An 18,404-nucleotide genomic window follows, 5' to 3' on the forward strand; every position below is an offset into this window, starting at 1 on the left:
ACGGTGGCGGCATGACCGTAGAAGGAGAAAGAAAGATGTTCAGACGCCCTCATGCCGTCATGGTGATGACACTTGGTCTGCTGTCTGCCGTGCCAGCTTCTGCGGCTGGGCCGAAGGATGGTCGGGTCGCAGCTGTGGAAGCCGTGACGGAAAAAGGGGGAGGTCTGCCGGAAATCATGGCGGCTGAACATCCGGGAGTAACGGCCCGGTCCGCTTTTGCCGGGCCATGGCGCTATGGTTGTGCCTATCCGGCCAAGGGCAGCCGACAGGGGACGCAGTTCTGCACCATCCAGCTGGAACGCATGACGGGGACGACGATGGATAGCGGATTTTTCCTGCTGGCTCATGCCACGCCAGACCTCATCAGGAAGCCGCTGGCCCAACAGCCCTGGCAGATCAGCCTGAACCTGCCGACACGCTTGCCGTTCGACATGAAGGCCACTCTTCAGCTGAGCGTGGATAACGGGCAGGCCGTGCCTTTGCCCCTGCAATCCTGTGACGAGACAGGCTGCATGGCCCAGCAGGAGCTTCCGGTCAGTGCCGTGCAGGCTCTGTCATCGGGGAAGACGGCACAGCTGACGGCGAAGACGAAAACGGGCGAGACATGGGCCTATGAGTTCCCGCTCTCCGACATCCAGACGGGGATGCAGCAGATTGCAGGCTGGCTGGAGCGGGGCGAGCTGAACCCGTAAGAAGCGGACCGGCCTTCAGCCCTTCCTGCCATCACGGATGAGCAGCAGGAAGACGAGGCTGAACAGCGAGGCCACGCAGATGATCGTGGCCATGGGGCGGGGTGTGGCATCCGCCAGCAGCCCCACCAGCCCGGACCCGATGATGCCGCTGCCATAATGGACGGCTCCCGTCATGGCGGAGACGGTGCCCGCATGGGCGGGGTCATCATGCAGGGCACCGGAGAGGGAATTGGCCACGATGAATCCGGCCATGGCGACATAGAGGAAGAGCGGCAGGAACAGCCCCCACAGCCCGCCATAATCAGTCCAGACATCAGCGACCAGCCAGAGCGAGACCAGAACGCTGATGATGACCCCCATGACAAGCAGCCTGTCGCTGCCCCATGCGTGGACCAGCCGGGCATTGATCATGTTGGCCGTCATGATGCCCACGATGCCCATTCCGAAGAGCAGCGCATAGAGCAGGGAGGAGGCGTGGTGGTAGCTGATATAGGCAAAGGGGGAGCCGGAAATGTAGGCGAACGTCCCCGCATAGTAGCAGCCGCCGGCACAGGCATAGCCCAGCAGGCGGGGGCGGCGGATGAGGTGGGCATAGTGTGAGAAGGCATGGAGAACGGAGTGGGGGCGTTCATCCCGCTTCGGCAAAGTCTCCGGCAGGAAGAACAGGCTGCCAAGCATGATGAGGCCCACACAGACCAGACTGACGAAGATGGCCCGCCAGCCCCAGAAGGCCAGAATCTGTCCGCCAACCAGCGGGGCCAGCAGAGGCGTGATGGCCGTGACGGTCATCAGTGTGGAGAGCATCTGGGCGGCACGGTGGCCGTGATAGAGGTCCCGCACCATGGCCCGGGCGATCACGACATTGGCGCAGGCCCCGATGGCCTGAAGGAGGCGGAAGGCGATGAGTGTCGTGATGGAACCGGCAGCGGCACAGCCTGCCGACCCGAGAGTGAACAGGACCAGCCCGATGGCAATGGGCAGCCGTCGGCCATAATGGTCACTGACCGGCCCCCAGATGAGCTGGCTGAAACTGAACCCCACCAGATAGCCGGAGATCGTCCAGGCCATTTCACCTCCCGGCGCCTGCAGGGCCTGCGCCATGGTGGGCATGGCTGGCAGGTAGAAATCGGTGGAGATGGCCGCAAACCCCATCAGGACGCTGAGAATCCCCAGCAGGCGGAGGGAGTGGACGGTTGGTGGCTGTGTGGCGGTGGAGGACATGCCTCAAGAGATGCGGGGCCGTTGTCGGCCTGTCAAGCAGGGGCGGTACATGGGCATGGCGGGTTTCTGCCGGAGTGACCTTGCCATGCCGGTCCAGATCGGCACGATGGGGCTGGTGATGGATGGTGCGGATCATCCGGCAGCGGGAGGCCGGGCCGGTGGAAATGGAGGAGAAAGACCCATGCCGACAGGAACGCAGACGGACGCTCACGTCCCGCCCATGCATGTGCTGGCACGGCGTGCCCGTGAGGCAGCCGGGATTCTGGCCGTATGTCCGGCAGGGCAGCGGACGGCGGCACTGCGCCATGTGGCCGCAGGCTTGCGGGACGGAACGGAAACCCTGCTGGCTGCCAATCGCCGGGACCTTGAGCAGGCCAGTCTCAGCCCGTTCTTTCAGGAGAGGCTGATCCTGACGGCGGAACGGCTTGAGGGCGTGGCCCGCAGCGTGGACGCCCTTGCGGGCATGGAAGACCCGGTCGGACAGGTTCTGGCCGCATGGCAGCAGCCGAATGGCCTGAAGCTGCGCCGTGTGGCCACGCCACTTGGCGTGCTGGGGATGATCCATGAGGGGCGGCCCACCGTCGGGGTGGATGCGGCCACTCTGGCCATCCGGTCCGGCAATGCCCTGCTGCTGCGGGGCGGGCCGGAGAGTTTTCACAGCACACAGGCCCTGCATCATGTGATCCAGCAGGGGCTGGCCCGTGCTGGCCTACCGGAGGATGCCGTGCTCATGGTGCCGGATGCCGGGCCGGAGCATGTGGGGGACATGCTCCGTGCAGCAGGGCTGATTGACGTGACCGTGGTCCGTGGCGGGCGCGCGCTGGTGGAGCGTGTGCAGGCCGAGGCACGGATGCCGGTTCTGGCCCATGCGGCGGGGCTGTGCCACAGCTACGTCCATGCGGCGGCGGATCATGAGCTGGCCCGGAGGGTCGTGCGCAATGCCAGGCTGCGCCGTCCCGGCATCTGTGGGGCCACGGAAACGCTCCTGATCGACGCTGCCATTGCTCCGGGTCTCCTGCCGCAGCTTGTGGCCGATCTGGCAGCGGAGGGCTGCACCTTCCGGGCTGACGAGGCCGCCCGCAGCATCCTGCCGGAACTGCCCGCTGCCACGGAGGAAGATTTTGCCACGGAATGGCTGGACAAGGTTCTGAACATTTCCGTCGTGGAAGGGGTGGATGCGGCACTGGCGCATATTGTCCGCTTCTCGTCCCGTCATACGGAGGCGATCCTGACGGAAGATGAGGCCGTGGCGCAGTATTTCATGCAACGTGTCCCCAGTGCCATCGTGATGTGGAACACCTCGACGCAGTTCAGTGATGGTGGTGAATTCGGACTGGGTGGGGAAATCGGCATCATGTCAGGCCGCCTGCCGCCCCGTGGCCCGGTTGGTCCGGCCCAGCTCATGACATGGCGTTATGAGGTGCACGGAACAGGGCAGCTGCGCCCGTGACGGACCGGGATGACCCTTCCAGACCATTCCTGAACCGGAACGGGCCGTGCATGGTCATGTAAACGGATCGTGACGTGAAACCGTTTGATGCGCTCCGGGAGGGCGGTTGACGTGCGGGGCGGGGCAGAAGGTGGTCTTCATCAGGAAGAGCTGTTGAACTGAAACAGCTTGACGTGATGGCCGATATTCGCAGAAGGTCGTCTTCATCAGGAAGAGCTGTTGAACAGGAGATGCCCCATGTTCCGAGATGAGATGGATACGACCCGGCCAGGTGAGGCTGCTGCCAGCCATGAAGGCGAGGGCGTGTCATCCGTGGGCAGGTGGGCGTTTTTCTCCGGTGTGGCGGCTTTTGTCATTGGTTTGCTTCTCGCCGCTCCTGTAGTTGCCGAAGCTGCTCCCCTCTCCATTCCTGCCACCATTACCGTGACCATGCCCAAGGGTAGCGAGACAGTCATGGTCTGTACGTCCAAGCTGAATCTTTCGGACGTACAGGTTGCTTGTCGTCCTACTGAGAAGGTCGTCAAGAAGTTCCTGATAATGGCAGGGATTTTCGAAGTGGTTGGCATCGTCCTTCTTGTTCTTCTGATTGAGGGCATTGCCTTCTTTCTTCGGAAGCTGTGGTCACGGAGGAAGTCATGACGTTCTTGTGTGAACAGGAGACACCCTATTACCGTCCTGGACAGCCGGTGGAGATTGCGCCGGTCTATGTCACCCTGGCCTCTCAGGAGAGCAGCTACGTGACCGGGCAGGTCTGGGGCATCACCGGCGGTGACGGCGTACCGGGCTGAGGGAAGGCGGGCTGCCTGTGGAGAACATGAGGCGCAGGCTCTTTCGAAATATTTTTCCGAGATCGTAACATTCTCTGGGCTGCATTCTCTGGATTATATGGCAGACATGAGGTAATAAGCCGCCAGAACAGCCTGAGAATAAGGATGGTCATGGCGGCAAGGGTGCGGAAACTGCTTTGTACAGCTGCAATGTCGGCTGGTGTTTTTACCGCTTCTGAAGCATCTGCGGACGTGACCCTGTTGTCCCGCAAGGATATCACCCTGAATGCCGCTCTCGATATTGGGGGTGATGCCTTTTATTTCCCCAATGCCAATTTTGGCACGGGCTCTTATGCACCGCACAAGGCGGGTTATTACACACGCACGAAAAATGTTGGTCTTGGTGAGCTGTATGGCCAGCCCATGCTTTCAGGCACATGGCAGACCCCGTGGGGTTTTTCGGTGTTCGGGCTGGTTTCGGCCATCGGGTCCACGACGTTGGGTGACGGCGATGCAGAGAGCGTGAGCCAGACCTCCGGCACGCCCCGGCAGGTGAATCTTGAGGATGCCAATCTGGGCGTGAAGATTCCGCTGAATGGGAAAAGACGTCTGATCATCGAGGGGGGACGGCAGAAATTCCAGATTGATGACGGTTTTCTCATGGGGAAGGGAGCCTACAGCTCTGGTGAGCGTGGGGCCTGGTGGTATGCGCCCCGGTTTGCTTTCTCCGGGCCGGGGGTCATCAAGTATGAGGGGACATCCATCCGGTCCGATGTGTTCATGCTGGAGAACAACAGCAACAACCGGCAGACCTACGGCAATGACAAGCCGGAAACGAAGTTTGTCGGTTTTGACGTGACGCTCTTTCGCAGCCGTCCGGATGGAGATGGCGGCTCGTCCTACGGAGACCGGGCGGCCTATGTCACGCTGACCTATTTTTATGTCCGCCATGCCGACAAGGGAGCGGCCTACGATTACTCCAACAGGGCGGACCGTCAGGGCATGAGCGTGACGGCCCTGAGCTGGGGGGGAACGCCCTTTGCGATGAAGAGCCGCCCCTTCACGAAGAACATCACCTTCTATGGCAATTTTGTTTCCGAGCAGAACAGCCACGCAGGCAATGGGTACAAGGGGGTCAGTGCCTATGCCGTCTATGTGGAACCGGGCTATACGTTTTCCCGGGTTCCGTGGCGGCCTCATGTTTTCTACCGTTACACCCGCTTCAGCGGGGGGCGGGATCCCCACAGCCGGACGAAGCACAATTACGATACGTTTTTTCTTTATGATGGTGCCCGTTACACGTACGGCGGTTACTGGCCGGGGGAGATTGTGGGGAACAACATGTCCCCACTCTCCAACATGGAGGTTCATCAGTTTGACATTACCGGTGTGCCGCCCGTCCATCTGCTGAAGAAGGATGATGAGCTGAAGCTTGGCCTGCATTTTTACGATCTTGCCTATCTGTATCCCACGGGCGCAGGCCTGCCTGCGGGTACGAAGCGACATATGTCGGATGAAGTCAACGTTTCAGCAGAATATGCTTTTGATGCGAATACATCCGGTGCGATTGCAGCGGGTGCTGCCTTTTCTGGTCCAGCAGGGCGGGCACTGGCCAAGGCTGGCGTGCCGGATGGACAGACCATGCCGAAGATCCATGGAGCTTCCGGTGTAATGGAAATTTATTTTTATAAACATTTTTAATATTAGCGCCCATCATTCCGTTTCTGTTCTTCTGTCCGGTTTGATACGGAACAGGGCGTGGAAGGGTTAATAAACTGCCATTTAGAGCGTGTTTTCGTGAGGCAGTATCGTCATGATGAAGAAAAAGAATAAATTTTATATTGTCTCCATTTCATAGACTGTACTGATAAACAAGTCAGACGGTCGATAGACAAGGAACGGTTCTTCTGTAATAAAATTGTGAGGAAAATTTCCAAAAGGTTCCTCATATGTCATCAAAACTGCGGAAACTCTTCGTTTCGTTGGCCGTTTTGGGCAACGTTTATGTGATTTCTGACGCTTATGCTGACCAGACACTTGTTGCTACCAGAAACATTTCTCTCAAGGCCTCTCTGGATATTGGGGGTGATGCGTTCTTTCTGCCCAATACCAACTTCGGGACAGGGTCGTACCGTGAAAAGCGGACGGGCGGCTATGCCCTCATCAAGGATACGACGTATGCCGAGCTGTACGGCAAACCCATTCTTGCAGGGCAGTGGAAAACGCCCTGGGGGTTCAGCGTATTCGGGCAGGCATCGGCCATTGGCTCCACGACATTGGGGGATGGCGATGCCGAGAGCATTTCCCAGACGACACGGACCCCTCGTGCGGTCACGCTGGAGGAGGCCAATCTGGGCATAGACCTGCCCTTCAACAAGGAGCGGAAGCTGATCATTGAGGGAGGACGGCAGAAGTTCCAGATTGATGATGGCTTTCTGATGGGGAAGGGTGCTTACAGCTCCGGGGATCGTGGCGCCTGGTGGTATGCGCCCCGGTTTGCCTTTTCCGGCCCTGGTGTCATCAAATATCAGGGGAAGGCGCTGCGGGCGGATGTCTTCATGCTGGAGAACAACACCAACAACAAGCAGACCCGCAATAATGACAGGCCGGAGACCAAGTTTGAGGGGTTTGACATCACATGGTTTCGCAGCAGGCCAGGAGGGGATGGCGGGTCCGTCTACGAGGACAGGGCGGCTTATCTGACCCTGACCTATTTTCATGTGCGGAAGGCGAATATCGGTTCAGCCTACGACTACGCCAATCGTGGGGACAGGCAGGGGATGAATGTCAGTCAGCTGAGCTGGGGTGGTACGTTCGTGCCCATCCGGGCGCTGGGCATCTCAAAGCACTTCACGCTCTATGGCACATTCGTTTCCGAGCAGAACAGCCATGCGGGCAATGGTTACAAGGGGGTCAGTGCCTATTCGACATATATCGAGCCAGGCTATACGTTCACCAGCCTGCCATGGAAGCCGCACGTCTTTTACCGTTACACCCGTTTCAGCGGGGGGAAAAACCCACATAGCCGGACAAAGCACAATTATGATACGTACTTTCTGTACGATGGGCGCCGGTATACCTATGGTGGCTACTGGCCGGGGGAAATCACGGGCATGTATCTGTCTCCCCTGTCCAATATGGAGATCCATCAGGTGGATCTGACAGGTGTCCCACCTGTCCATCTGTTGCGCAAGGCGGACGAGCTGAAGCTCGGCCTGCATTTCTACGACCTGTCTTTTCTCTACCCCACAGGGTCGGGTTTGTCTCGCAATGTGGGGCGCCACATGTCGGATGAGCTTGATTTCTCCGCAGAATACACGTTTGATGGCAACACATCAGGAGCGATCGCTGGCGGTGTTGCTTTTGCGGGGCCAGCGGGAAAGGCACTGGCAAAGGCCGGTGTTCCGGGAGGTATGCCTATGCCGCCCATACATGGGACATCAGGTGTGCTGGAGCTTTATTTTTACCGTCACTTCTGAGAAGGAACGGAGTTTTAATCTGTTCCGGCTTCCATTTTGACAGTAGATGTTACAAAATGGGAATGACTTAGCGGAGAACCCGTCATCTACTGGATGGGCGATTTGCACAGCCAACTATTCATAAGGACCTTTTCATGAAGGAACCCACCACTGACCAGGCTCAGGCCGAAGATAAGGGGCTCTCGAGTCGTCATATTGCGATGATTGCCCTCGGCGGCGTGATCGGCGCCGGGCTTTTTGTTGGTAGCAGTGCCGCCATTGCCAAAGCGGGACCAGGCATTGCGCTTGTGTTCGTTGTCGTCGGATTCCTGATCATGGGGATCATGCGGATGCTTGGCGAGATCGTTGTCAGCGACCCGGGGCGTGGCTCCTTCGTGGAGTATATCCGCCTTGCGCATGGTGACCGGATCGGCTTTGCCTCCGGCTGGCTCTACTGGTTCTTCTGGGTGGTCGTGATCGGCTCGGAAGCCATCGCTGGTGCCATGATGCTGCGGGACTGGATCGACCTGCCTGTCTGGCTGCTGTCGATCATCCTCATCCTCAGCATGAAGTTTGTGAATTTCTTTGCCCCGAAGATTTTTGGTGAGTGCGAGTTCTGGCTTTCCAGCATCAAGGTTTTCACCATCGTGGCCTTCATCCTGCTGGCGCTGCTGTATGTCCTGCATGTTTTTGGTCCGGGTGTGCCGGTCCATCACAACCTGTTTGGTCGTCGTGGGCTCTTCCCCAACGGGATCGTGCCGCTGCTGGCGCTGGTGCCGACCGTGCTGTTCACCATGATGGGCTCCGAGATCTCCACCGTGGCGGCGTCCGAGACGTCTGATCCGGGGCAGAATGTCTCCCGTGTGACGCGGACACTCGGCCTGCGCATCATGATGTTCTACGTTTCCTCCATCTGCCTGATCACGATGATCGTGCCGTGGTGGAGCCTGTATCCGGGCAAGTCCCCGTTCGTGGCCGTGCTTCAGACCATGGGTGTGCCGGGTGCTGCGCTGATCATGCAGATCGCCATCCTCAGCGCCGTGCTGTCCTGTCTGAACTCCAGCATGTACATCACGTCCCGTATTCTGACAGAGCTGGCCATCCAGGGTGATGCCCCGGCGTTTCTGGTGCGTACGTCGCCGGACAAGGCGCCCCGCATGGCCATTACCATCAGCTCCGTGGCTGGTCTTCTGGTCGCCTTCTCCTCGATTTTTGCACCGAGCGAGATTTTCGGCTTCCTGCTGAACTGTAGTGGTGGTCTGATCCTGCTGACTTATGCGCTGATTTCCACGACGTACATCGTGCTGCGCCGCCGGAGCAAACGCTCTGGGACGAGCAAGCACTTCACCCTGCCGCTTTTCCCGTATCTCAGCCTCCTGTGCTTGGGTGCCATCATTCTGGTATTCGTGGCCATGCTGATCAATCCGGGTGAGCGCAACACGGCTTTTGCTTCTCTCGGTACGGCGGTCGTCTGCTACCTGATGGCCTGCAACTTTGCCAGCCGTCTGGCTCCCGTAACGACGGAAGAGCCGGCTGCGGTTGAAGAAGAAACCGGTAAAGAAGGCGAGTAAGCTGGAGGAAGAGGGAAGGCCTGCCTCCCTCTTCTGACAGAAGAGTCTTTTCTGAAGAAAACGGACCTGCCCTCTGGGTGGGTCCGTTTTTTTGTGGCGACTGATAACGGGGAGAAAGGTCTACCCCAGGGAGACCAGAATGGCTCCCAGCCCGATGAACAGGACTCCCAGCCAGCCCTTGAGGGAGAGTTGCTCCCCGAGGACGGTGACACTGAGTATGGCCACGAAAACAACGCTCAGTTTGTCAAGGGGGGCAACACGGGCAGCATCGCCCAGCTTTAGGGCACGGAAATAGCAGAGCCATGAGGCCCCCGTCGCCAGACCGGATAATAGCAGGAACAGGCAGCCCCGCATGTTGAAGCCTCTGGTCTCGTGAAATTTGCCTGTAATCAGCAAGATCATCCCCAGTACGCCGAGTATGACCAGCGTGCGGATGAAGGTGGCCAGGTCGGAATCAATGTTGTTGACGCCAATCTTGGCGCACAGAGCTGTCAGTGCAGCAAAAACTGCTGAAAGCAGAGCCCAGAAGACCCATGAGGTGGAAAGCATGATGATGTGTCCTCCTGATATTGTGGCAGAGACGTTCTGAAAGATGATCGGATGGGCCTGCGGGTTGTCTTCGTGTTTCAATCATGGTGGGGAGTAGACATCATGGCAATTCTGCTTCTTTGACGGGAATGGGCTGTTCAGAGTGCTGGTAACGTCTTTCAATTGCGAATGAGAATCAATTTTTAATTGAATCGAAAAATTTTTCCGATATCAATAATAAGAATCATTAACAGTTATCGGAGCCGCCATGCCCACCCTTACTTTCAGAAGGCTGTTCACCCGGTCCCGTTGTTGTGCTGTGCAGGTTGTAGTGATTGGCCTGCTCTCGTTTTTTATGGGAACTACAGCTCAGGCCCGTGCCCCCGTGGTCAATCTGGGCAATGCCGCAGCGGCAGGGGATGAGAGTGCAGACGGCCTCTTCGGGTTTCTGTCAAACTGGAAACGGGATTCCAACCTGCTCGGCAGCATGTGGGGCCTGCGGACAGCCATGGGGAAGGCGGGGCTGGTTTTTGCCCTTCAGGAGACGTCGGAGATTTTCGGCAATGTCACGGGCGGAACACGGCGGGGAGCTGCCTATGACGGCCTGACTGTTGCGGTGCTGCAACTGAATACGCAGCGGGCCTTTGGCTGGTACGGCGGTACCTTTCAGGTCAGCATGGAACAGATACATGGGCGCAGTCTCAGTGATGACAATCTTCAGGTGGCCCAGACCATCAGCGGGATCGAGGCAGACCGTTCCACCCGCCTGTGGGAAATGTGGTTTGACCAGAAATTTCTGGACCAGCAGGCTCTGGACATAAAGATTGGCCAGCAGAGCCTGGACCAGGAATGGATGGTGAGCAGCAATGCGCTCGTGTTTGCCAACACCATGTTCGGCTGGCCCATGGTGCCTTCGGCGGACATGCCCGGTGGCGGACCGGCCTATCCGCTCTCCTCACTGGGGGTGAGGGCGAAATACTGGATGGCCACACCATTATATGTGCAGGCTGGCGTGTTCAGTGGCAGTCCTGCTCATAATGTCAGTGTGGATGCTCAGAAGAGCAATCCATCCGGGACGAGTTTCGTGTTGAACCGGGGTGTGCTGGCTCTGGTGGAGTTCCAGTATGTCTATCCCGCCTTGGGGGCCATGGTCTCGCCAGATCAGGCCGATGCGCTCTCACGGGTCTATCGCATCGGGGCCTGGTATGATTCCGAGCCTTTTGCGGACCAGTACTGGGACAACATGCACGTGCCGCTTGCGTCTCCGGCAAGCAGTGGCGTGGCCCGCCGTCACCGTGGCCTTTTCAGCCTGTATGCGGTGGTGGACCAGATGCTGTGGCACAGCCATTACGATCCCAACCGGACATTCAATGTCTTTGGCCGGGCGATGGGGACGCCGCAGTCCGACCGTGCGCCCAACGATTTCAGCCTGAATTTCGGCTTCACGTTCAAGGACCCGCTGCCATACCGGCAGGATGACACGCTGGGGCTTGCCATGGGCTACACGCATTTCAGCAAGGCGCTGGCCAAATTTGACAGGGCGACCCGGTTCTACAACGGGAGCTACATGCCGTCCCAGAGCGGGGAAACCTACATGGAGCTGATGTATCAGTGCCAGATGACAGGCTGGCTCCAGCTCCAGCCGGACTTCCAGTACATTTTCAATCCGTCAGGTGGGGTGCCGAATACTCTTCACCCTGACAGGCGCGTGAAGGACATTGCCGTCCTTGGTCTGCGTGCGATCATTGCCCTGTAGGAGGTGCTTCATGAAACAGTTTCTACGCAGAGTTCTGCCCGGCCTGGCCTGCTTCGCTTTCGCTGCCGTGTTTGCTCCACAGGGAGGGGAGGCTGCTCCGAAGGGGTTTCTGGAGACCATCCGCCGCCATGCCATGCTGGCTTCCACAAGTCCGGGCAATGGTGATCTCAATCCCTATGCGATCTATCTGGTGCCGCAGGACATGGGCAGCCTGAAGAAGGATGAAGTGCTCATCACCAACTTCAACAATGTGAACAATCTTCAGGGAACCGGCACGACCATCGTGGCCTATTCGCCCGTGACAAAAAACATACGCCTGTTTGCCAGTGCCCCTGCCAATCTGGCGGCCTGCCCGGGGGGGATCGGCTTCACGACGGCCCTGACGGTGCTCAAGGCGGGCTGGGTCATTGTTGGCAGCACGCCAAGCAAGGACGGGACAACAGGCACGAAGGGGGATGGCTGCCTTCTGGTTTTTGATGCCAACGGAAAATTTGCCACGGCGTGGAAAGGACCGGACATTACGGGGCCGTGGGGGAATATTGCCAGCATTGATAACGGAGACACGGCCACGCTTTTCATCTCCATGGCGGCGGCAGGACTGCCAAGTCCTTATGTTCTGGACCCGGCAACGCATTATCCACCCATCCTGCACAATGCGACGGTCATGCGTTTCAATCTGCATGTTCCGCCGGGTAAGCCCCCTGTGCTGGACAGACAGTCAATCATAGCGACCGGGTTTGCCGGTCGTGCCGATCGTGACAATTTCCTTTTTGGGCCAACCGGACTGGCTCTGGACAGTGACGGCACGCTGTATGTCACGGATGGCTATGATGAGGAGGTCACGGCCATTGATGATGCCGTGAACCGCACGACCCCCGTGACACGTCAGAATGATGCCGTGGGGCGCATCATCACCAGAGGGCAGCTGCTCAACTGGCCACTGGCGATGATCTGGGTGCCGGGGCATCACCTGCTGGTGGCCAACGGGCGCAACGGGCAGGTTGTCGAGATAGACCCCGTGGCGAAGAAACAGCTCTATGCCCAGTGGGTGGACAATGACCAGGCCCAGCAGCCCCCGGGCAATGGCGACCTGTTCGGTCTGGCGATGACCCCTGACAACAGGGGATTCTATTATGTCGAAGATGACATGAACACGCTCAATGTTGCCCTTCCGTGAAAGTAGAACCATGACATTTTCTCTTTCCCGCCGCACTCTTCTGGGGGGGGCGCTGGGGCTGGCAGGGCTGGAGCTGATGCGCCCCGCTACCAGCCTTGCGATGGCCTCTTCCCTGCGTCATCAGCCCGGCATCATGCTGCCGCAGCTGCCGTTCCTGTATTTCATCACGTTTGATCTCACGGCGGAGAAGAAGGCCGATGTGGCCGACATGATGAGGGCATGGACGGAGGCCGCCGAGGCCCTGATGGCGCACCGGCCCGCCCCGCATCTTGTTGATTCCGGTGATGTGGATGGTCTGGAGCAGGCGAGCCTGACCCTGACCTTCGGCTTCGGGCCGGGACTGTTCACGAAGGAGGGGAAGGACCGGTATGGTCTTGCGGACCGGCGTCCGGCTCCGCTGGCCGACCTGCCCCGTTTTACGGGGGAACAGCTCGTTCCGGCCCATACGGGGGGTGATGTCTGCATCCAGAGCTGTGCGACGGATCCGCAGACGGCCTTTCATGCCATCCGCATCCTGGCCCGTCTGGCCGACGGCAGGGCAACCCCACGCTGGGCACAGACCGGTTTTTCACCGGAGTTTGGCCGGCATCAGACACCCCGCAATCTGATGGGCTTCAAGGATGGCACCATACAGCCCGATATAGCCAATCCCGCCGTGGCGAAGCGGGTCCTCTGGGCAGCCCCGACGGACGAAGCGTGGATGCAGGGGGGAACCTATCTTGTGGCCCGCATCATCCGCATTGCCCTGGAGCATTGGGACCGTACGAGGACGGGCTTTCAGGAGGAGACGATGGGGCGTCAGAAGCAGAGCGGTGCCCCCATTGGTGGCCATCATGAGAATGAGCCGCTGACTCTCAGCCAGACCGACAAAGACGGGAATCCTGTCACGTCTGAAAATGCACACGCCCGCCTTGCCGCCCCGCAGGAGAATGGCGGTGCGGAGCTGCTGAGGCGTTCCTATTCCTATGATAACGGTTTGAGCTACATTGCCGAACGCTGGCCCCCGTGGCGGCAGGGCAACGAGTTTGACGCCGGGCTGATGTTCCTTGCCTATCAGCAGGACCCCCGCACGGCCTTCACCAGGATATTCGAGCGTATGTCGAAATTCGACATGATGAACCAGTACACGACCCACATAGGCAGCGGCCTGTTCGCCTGCCCGGGGCGTCTTGATGGCCATTACATAGGTCAGGAGCTGCTGGGGTGAGGGGCTGGTTCCCCCTTTGTGTGGGGAGGCTCCAAGACTGAGGCACAATCTGGAGGGTAAAGTTTCCATGGCGGGTTGAGTGTGGGGGGGGTGTAGAGTGTTCTCTGGGATGTGAGATGGGAGGGGTTATTTTGTATTGGCTGACGATGTATACGTCTCTTAAAGTGAGAATTATTCTGGCGTGGAGGTAGATTTCTAGTGTCAAGAAAGTGATTTTGTCAAAATTTTTAATGGATTTTACAAGTGTATCCCCAGCTTAACTTATACTATTTTTGTACTTTCATTAAAGTTTCGATTTTTAATTTATTCGATGATGAATTATATTTTATTTATGCATGGGCATCTTCATTTCGGAATCAATAAACGTATCGGCACTATAAATGCTCCCAATGTCTGTTTTTTCTTGTTCTTTTGGAGGGTGATGCGTGTGGAGCCGGACATGAGAAATGTGTTAGGTCATGTTGCTGAAAATGGAGCTTTGAGACCACAGTGACGACTGTGAGTCTATGGCTGGAGAGTAAAAAATATGATTGATGAAAATTGTTGTGATTTTGATGTTTCTTTGGTTTCGCTGAAACCTGCCTACATAGAAGAGGAACATGGCACATATGTAAAAGCACTTGAGGAAGCTCTCAAGAATAAGGAAAATCTTAATATAGCTTTATCCGGTCCTTATGGAACGGGGAAAAGCAGTATTCTAAAGAAATTTACAGCAGGTAAGAATGGTGTAATTGAGTTGTCCTTATCCACTCTATCTTTATCTGGGAAAAGTACATATGAGAAAATAAAAGAAGGTAATATTCCAGATAATGAGGAGCAAGCTACTTTGCCTCCACAAGCAATGACGCTAACAAACCAGATTCAGAAAGAGATTGTCAAGCAGCTTTTATATAGAGAAAGTCCTAAAAAGGCTCCTGCATCACGTTTCAGGCGAATTGAGCGTTTTCAATGGATGAGATGTATATTCATATCTTTTTGGGCAAGCGTGATATTAACCGTTATTTTTTTTCTTGCGGGGTGGCTGGAGAAAATTCTAAAGGAGTTTCCTTTATTATATGCATATAAACCTTTGTCATATGCGGTATTTCCATTTATCTTTTTTGTTTCTATATTTTGTCTGTTTAAGATTTTTGATGGACGAATTAGAGTAAAGCAGTTATCAGCAGGATCAGCTACTGTTTCATTGGATGAAAATTCTGCGTCGTATTTTGATCAATATCTTGATGAGATTGTCTATTTTTTTGATACCTCTAACAAGGATATAGTAATTTTTGAGGATATCGATCGTTTTGATGACTGTCATATTTTTGATACTTTACGTTCATTGAATACATTGTTAAATAATTCTCCTCAAATAAAAAAGAATATTAGATTTATTTATGCTGTAAAGGATAGTATCTTTGAAAGGAGAGAAGGTGAGATGGATTTGGACGGATTTGTTCATAAGGAAGCGGTCAACTCTAATAGAACAAAATTTTTTGATATAATCATTCCTATTGTCCCTTTCGTGACATATTTGACATCCAAGAGTCTTGCAAAAGATATAATTGATGAGAAAATTAAAGATCATAAGATTGATAATAAGTTGATCAATATAGCCATGTCAGCCATCCCGGATATGAGGTTACTAAAGAATATATTGAATGAATTTATTGTATTCAGAAAAATGATTTTCTCAGGAGGTGGTGAAGCTCTTAAATTGAAGGATAATGAGCTTTTTGCGATGGTTGTGTATAAAAATACTCATTTAGAAGATTTTGAAAACATACGCTTTAGAAAAAGCAGGATAGATGATTTGTATAGGATGAGCCGTGAATTTATTAATAGACGCATAAATTTGAATGCTACTAAGATAAAAGAGATGAGAGATAATTTGGATAAAATTGAAAATTTAGAAGGGAATAGTGTGCGGCTACATGATATAATAAAAAAATACATAGAAAATGTGGGGCGGGATATGGGTGTTCTGTGAATGTTAAGAATTTTACTGTTGGTAGTGTTCATCATTCTATGGATGAGATGAAATCTTCTAAATTCTGGATGGATATTGAACAGGGGGCTTATAATCTTGTCTGGGAATGTAATGAACGTATAAGTAGGTCAGCTTATCTAAGTCAGTTTGAAGAATTAAAAATAAATCTATCGAGAGATCGTATCTGTGATTTGGTAGGGCGTGAGGTGGATTTTCTAAAGTTGATGGAGTTGGATAGAGAGGATCTGGAAAAGGAGATAGAGAAATTAGATAAAGAAAATAGATATTTGAATGTATGTGACTTTCATGAATTGATAACTTATTCAAGTTCTATGGAGGTCTCCAATGCGGAGGAAGGTGACAAAGATTTTATAACAGAAGTTCGTACACTATTGCAGAGCAAGCTGGCTTATCAACTTGTCGAGCACGGCTATGTTGGACGCAATTTTTCTTTATATACGACCCGTTACCATGATTCCTATTTTAGTTCCAATGCAATGAATTTTATCATCCATCATATAGAGTGTGACGTTATGGATGAATATTTTCACCTGGATCATTGTGATGTTGAGAATATCATTAATGATTATAGGGATGAAATTTCCTCAAAATATTCTTTTTATAATATTGATATTCTAAAATATCTTCTAGATAAGGAAGAGAATGCTTTAGATATTATTTCTAGAAAATTGAGTCTTCTAGGAAAACATGAAAAAAAGTTTCTTAATTCTTATTATAAGTCAGATTCGGTGACGAATGAGGACAAGATAAAACTTGCTCAAAAACTGGCTAAATTCTCGTCTGAGATTATTTTTCACTTCATAGGTGGAGAGGACTTTGACAATAACATTCGGATAATTTTAATAAATGGGATATTGTCCGACATATCTTGTCTCAAAGAGCAAAGCATAGATGAATCTGTGGCAGATTATTTGTTGGAAAATTATGATAAATTTTCTGTTCTGTCTGCTAGAATGTCTCATGAGAATGCTGAGAGTATTTCTCAACTCTATAGGAGAGCTAAGGTATGTGTGCCTGCATTGCGGTATCTTGGTGAGGAACTTCAGAAGGCTTTCGTAAGGAAAAATATTTATAAGCTTACATGTGAAAATATTTCTTTAGCCGCAGACCTTTCAAAGGATAGTATTTCACTTAATAGAATTAGAAGAAATAATAAGGAAGTATATGATTATGTATTGTCCAAAATTTCCGAGTATATTGAAGTTATCAAGGGGAAAGTTTTTTCTATAGACAATAATGAGTCTTTTGTTGAAGTAATTAGAGAGCTTTTTTCTTATAATGTTTCTTGCCTTAAAGATGTATTAATTAATGTTCATGATAGTTGTGTGGTGGAAAAAATAGAGTCTCTTCCTGATGATGTCTGGCCCCTTTTGGCGGAAACTGGAAGATTTCAACCGACACTTCATAATATCTGTTTATATGTTGGAGAAAATGGAGAAGTGGATGAAAATCTTGCTTCTTTACTTAAGGCCAAAGAGGGTATATCGGAAGTTGAAGTGATAGATGAGAATAATTCTGACGAAGGGGAAACGAGGCGTGAAAATATAGCATATCGTATTCTTAATTGTCCTGATAATTTCTTTTCATCCGACTTGCGGACGAAATTGGTCTCTGATTTGAAGTTAGGAAAGTATCTACAAGTTGATAAAATTGTCTCACGAGACAACAAGCTCTTTGGATGGCTGATTGAGAGGGATATTATTGCTGATGATGAAAAATCTTATGAACGACTCTCTCAAATGGAATGGTCAGCACGTTCTGATTTCATAAGTAAGTCCAAGAATTTTCGGTCGTATATGACTCCTGATCTCGTTGCAGGAGATCTAACTCAACTCTTTAAAGATAAGAAAATTCCATCGGATATTAAAAAGTATATTGTCCAGAACACAGAAAACTTCATAGAAGTTTTTGATGGATCTTCCTGGGAGGAAGTAATAAAATATGCTCATGAAAAAAATATTCCTATTGTTGGAGCAGTATTGGAAAGGGCTGTACATAGCCTTGAGAGGATTGATAGTAAAATTTTTGTAGGACTCTTGGTAAGAGTGATTGATCAGGTTGGAAAAGATGTTTTCTTGCGTATTCTGTGTGGTTTAGGGGGTGTTTATCTTCAGCTTTCTGATGAAAGTACCAGTAGGCTTCGTATTGAGGACAGTAAGGAGAACATTAAAATATTAGAGCGTCTTCGGAATGAAAATATTGTAAGTTCTTGGAAAAAAGCGGAGAAAGACAGCATAAAGGTGTATAAGAAACGAATGAGAAATTCATGATAGGTAAATATCAAGATCAAGAGATGGGGTTTATATCCATAACATATGATTATACCCTCTAACTCTTATCAGATGGTGGGATTGTTCCTTTAAAAGGAGCATAAATTTTACTTTATATGGGACTTGCTGATCAGCCGCTGTAAGGAATGTCGTTTGGATTGACTTAAATAATAAGTTTATTCTTCAGTGCTGTTTTGCTTGTTCTCGTTAGAGGATTCCTTTGTAGGAATGAACGATCGAGGCTATTTTTCTTCAGAATCATTTTCGATCTGATCAAAAAATACCATGGCTTAGTTCAAATCGGATCAGTTCCT

14 protein-coding genes are annotated in these 18,404 nt (G+C 52.9%); 12 read left to right on the forward strand and 2 right to left on the reverse strand.

Annotation, left to right across the window (positions count from 1 at the left end; genetic code table 11):
• The first annotated feature begins 35 nt into the window (after positions 1 to 35).
• Positions 36 to 692 carry an invasion associated locus B family protein gene (locus tag ASO19_RS03115; protein ID WP_181005190.1) on the forward strand — a complete coding sequence of 219 codons (657 nt, stop codon included), beginning with the start codon at positions 36 to 38 and terminating at the stop codon, positions 690 to 692.
• Positions 693 to 707: 15 nt separating this feature from the next.
• Here ASO19_RS03115 and ASO19_RS03120 read toward each other — a convergent pair whose 3' ends face one another.
• The gene (locus ASO19_RS03120; RefSeq protein ID WP_086431146.1) at positions 708 to 1,913 is read right to left on the reverse strand and encodes a multidrug effflux MFS transporter; all 1,206 of its coding nucleotides are present in this window, start codon (positions 1,911 to 1,913) and stop codon (positions 708 to 710) included.
• A 181-nt stretch (positions 1,914 to 2,094) separates the two neighbouring features.
• On the opposite strand from ASO19_RS03120, the gene ASO19_RS03125 reads away from it, so the two are divergent.
• The 6 genes from ASO19_RS03125 (at position 2,095) to ASO19_RS03150 (ending at position 9,159) form a co-directional block, all read left to right on the forward strand.
• Positions 2,095 to 3,363 carry a glutamate-5-semialdehyde dehydrogenase gene (locus ASO19_RS03125; protein ID WP_103765414.1) on the forward strand — a complete coding sequence of 423 codons (1,269 nt, stop codon included), beginning with the start codon at positions 2,095 to 2,097 and terminating at the stop codon, positions 3,361 to 3,363.
• A 237-nt stretch (positions 3,364 to 3,600) separates the two neighbouring features.
• The gene (locus ASO19_RS03130; protein WP_043560789.1) at positions 3,601 to 4,002 is read left to right on the forward strand and encodes a hypothetical protein; all 402 of its coding nucleotides are present in this window, start codon (positions 3,601 to 3,603) and stop codon (positions 4,000 to 4,002) included.
• Positions 3,999 to 4,151 (forward strand): SDR family oxidoreductase, encoded by a 153-nt coding sequence (locus ASO19_RS03135; protein WP_086431145.1) that lies wholly within the window; start codon positions 3,999 to 4,001, stop codon positions 4,149 to 4,151. Before ASO19_RS03130 ends, ASO19_RS03135 begins: the two co-directional genes overlap by 4 nt.
• Positions 4,152 to 4,382: 231 nt before the next feature.
• Positions 4,383 to 5,831, forward strand: coding sequence for an alginate export family protein (locus tag ASO19_RS03140; protein WP_249079350.1), 1,449 nt, complete (start codon positions 4,383 to 4,385; stop codon positions 5,829 to 5,831).
• A gap of 248 nt (positions 5,832 to 6,079) precedes the next feature.
• Complete coding sequence (locus tag ASO19_RS03145; RefSeq protein ID WP_103765366.1) at positions 6,080 to 7,609, forward strand: alginate export family protein; 1,530 nt, start codon at positions 6,080 to 6,082, stop codon at positions 7,607 to 7,609.
• Between the two features lie 134 nt (positions 7,610 to 7,743).
• Entirely contained in the window at positions 7,744 to 9,159 is a 1,416-nt protein-coding gene (locus tag ASO19_RS03150) for an amino acid permease (RefSeq protein ID WP_052349139.1), read from the forward strand.
• A 120-nt stretch (positions 9,160 to 9,279) separates the two neighbouring features.
• Here ASO19_RS03150 and ASO19_RS03155 read toward each other — a convergent pair whose 3' ends face one another.
• The gene (locus tag ASO19_RS03155; RefSeq protein ID WP_043561539.1) at positions 9,280 to 9,708 is read right to left on the reverse strand and encodes an EamA family transporter; all 429 of its coding nucleotides are present in this window, start codon (positions 9,706 to 9,708) and stop codon (positions 9,280 to 9,282) included.
• A gap of 334 nt (positions 9,709 to 10,042) precedes the next feature.
• Between ASO19_RS03155 and ASO19_RS03160 the strand changes: the two genes are divergently transcribed.
• The 5 genes from ASO19_RS03160 (at position 10,043) to ASO19_RS03180 (ending at position 18,090) form a co-directional block, all read left to right on the forward strand.
• The gene (locus tag ASO19_RS03160; protein WP_248460423.1) at positions 10,043 to 11,443 is read left to right on the forward strand and encodes a carbohydrate porin; all 1,401 of its coding nucleotides are present in this window, start codon (positions 10,043 to 10,045) and stop codon (positions 11,441 to 11,443) included.
• Positions 11,444 to 11,453: 10 nt separating this feature from the next.
• Positions 11,454 to 12,620, forward strand: a complete 1,167-nt coding sequence (locus tag ASO19_RS03165) for an NHL repeat-containing protein (RefSeq protein ID WP_043560787.1) — start codon at positions 11,454 to 11,456, stop codon at positions 12,618 to 12,620.
• A gap of 10 nt (positions 12,621 to 12,630) precedes the next feature.
• A complete protein-coding gene (locus tag ASO19_RS03170) occupies positions 12,631 to 13,827 on the forward strand; it encodes a Dyp-type peroxidase (protein ID WP_103765416.1) in 1,197 nt (398 codons plus the stop codon).
• A gap of 526 nt (positions 13,828 to 14,353) precedes the next feature.
• Positions 14,354 to 15,799, forward strand: a complete 1,446-nt coding sequence (locus tag ASO19_RS03175) for a YobI family P-loop NTPase (RefSeq protein ID WP_103791297.1) — start codon at positions 14,354 to 14,356, stop codon at positions 15,797 to 15,799.
• Positions 15,796 to 18,090, forward strand: coding sequence for a hypothetical protein (locus tag ASO19_RS03180; RefSeq protein ID WP_146046908.1), 2,295 nt, complete (start codon positions 15,796 to 15,798; stop codon positions 18,088 to 18,090). The genes ASO19_RS03175 and ASO19_RS03180 overlap by 4 nt, the downstream gene beginning before the upstream one ends.
• The last annotated feature ends 314 nt before the right edge of the window (positions 18,091 to 18,404 follow it).

The sequence above is a fragment of the Parasaccharibacter apium genome, from assembly GCF_002917995.1.
GTDB classification, from domain to species: Bacteria; Pseudomonadota; Alphaproteobacteria; order Acetobacterales; family Acetobacteraceae; genus Bombella; species Bombella apis.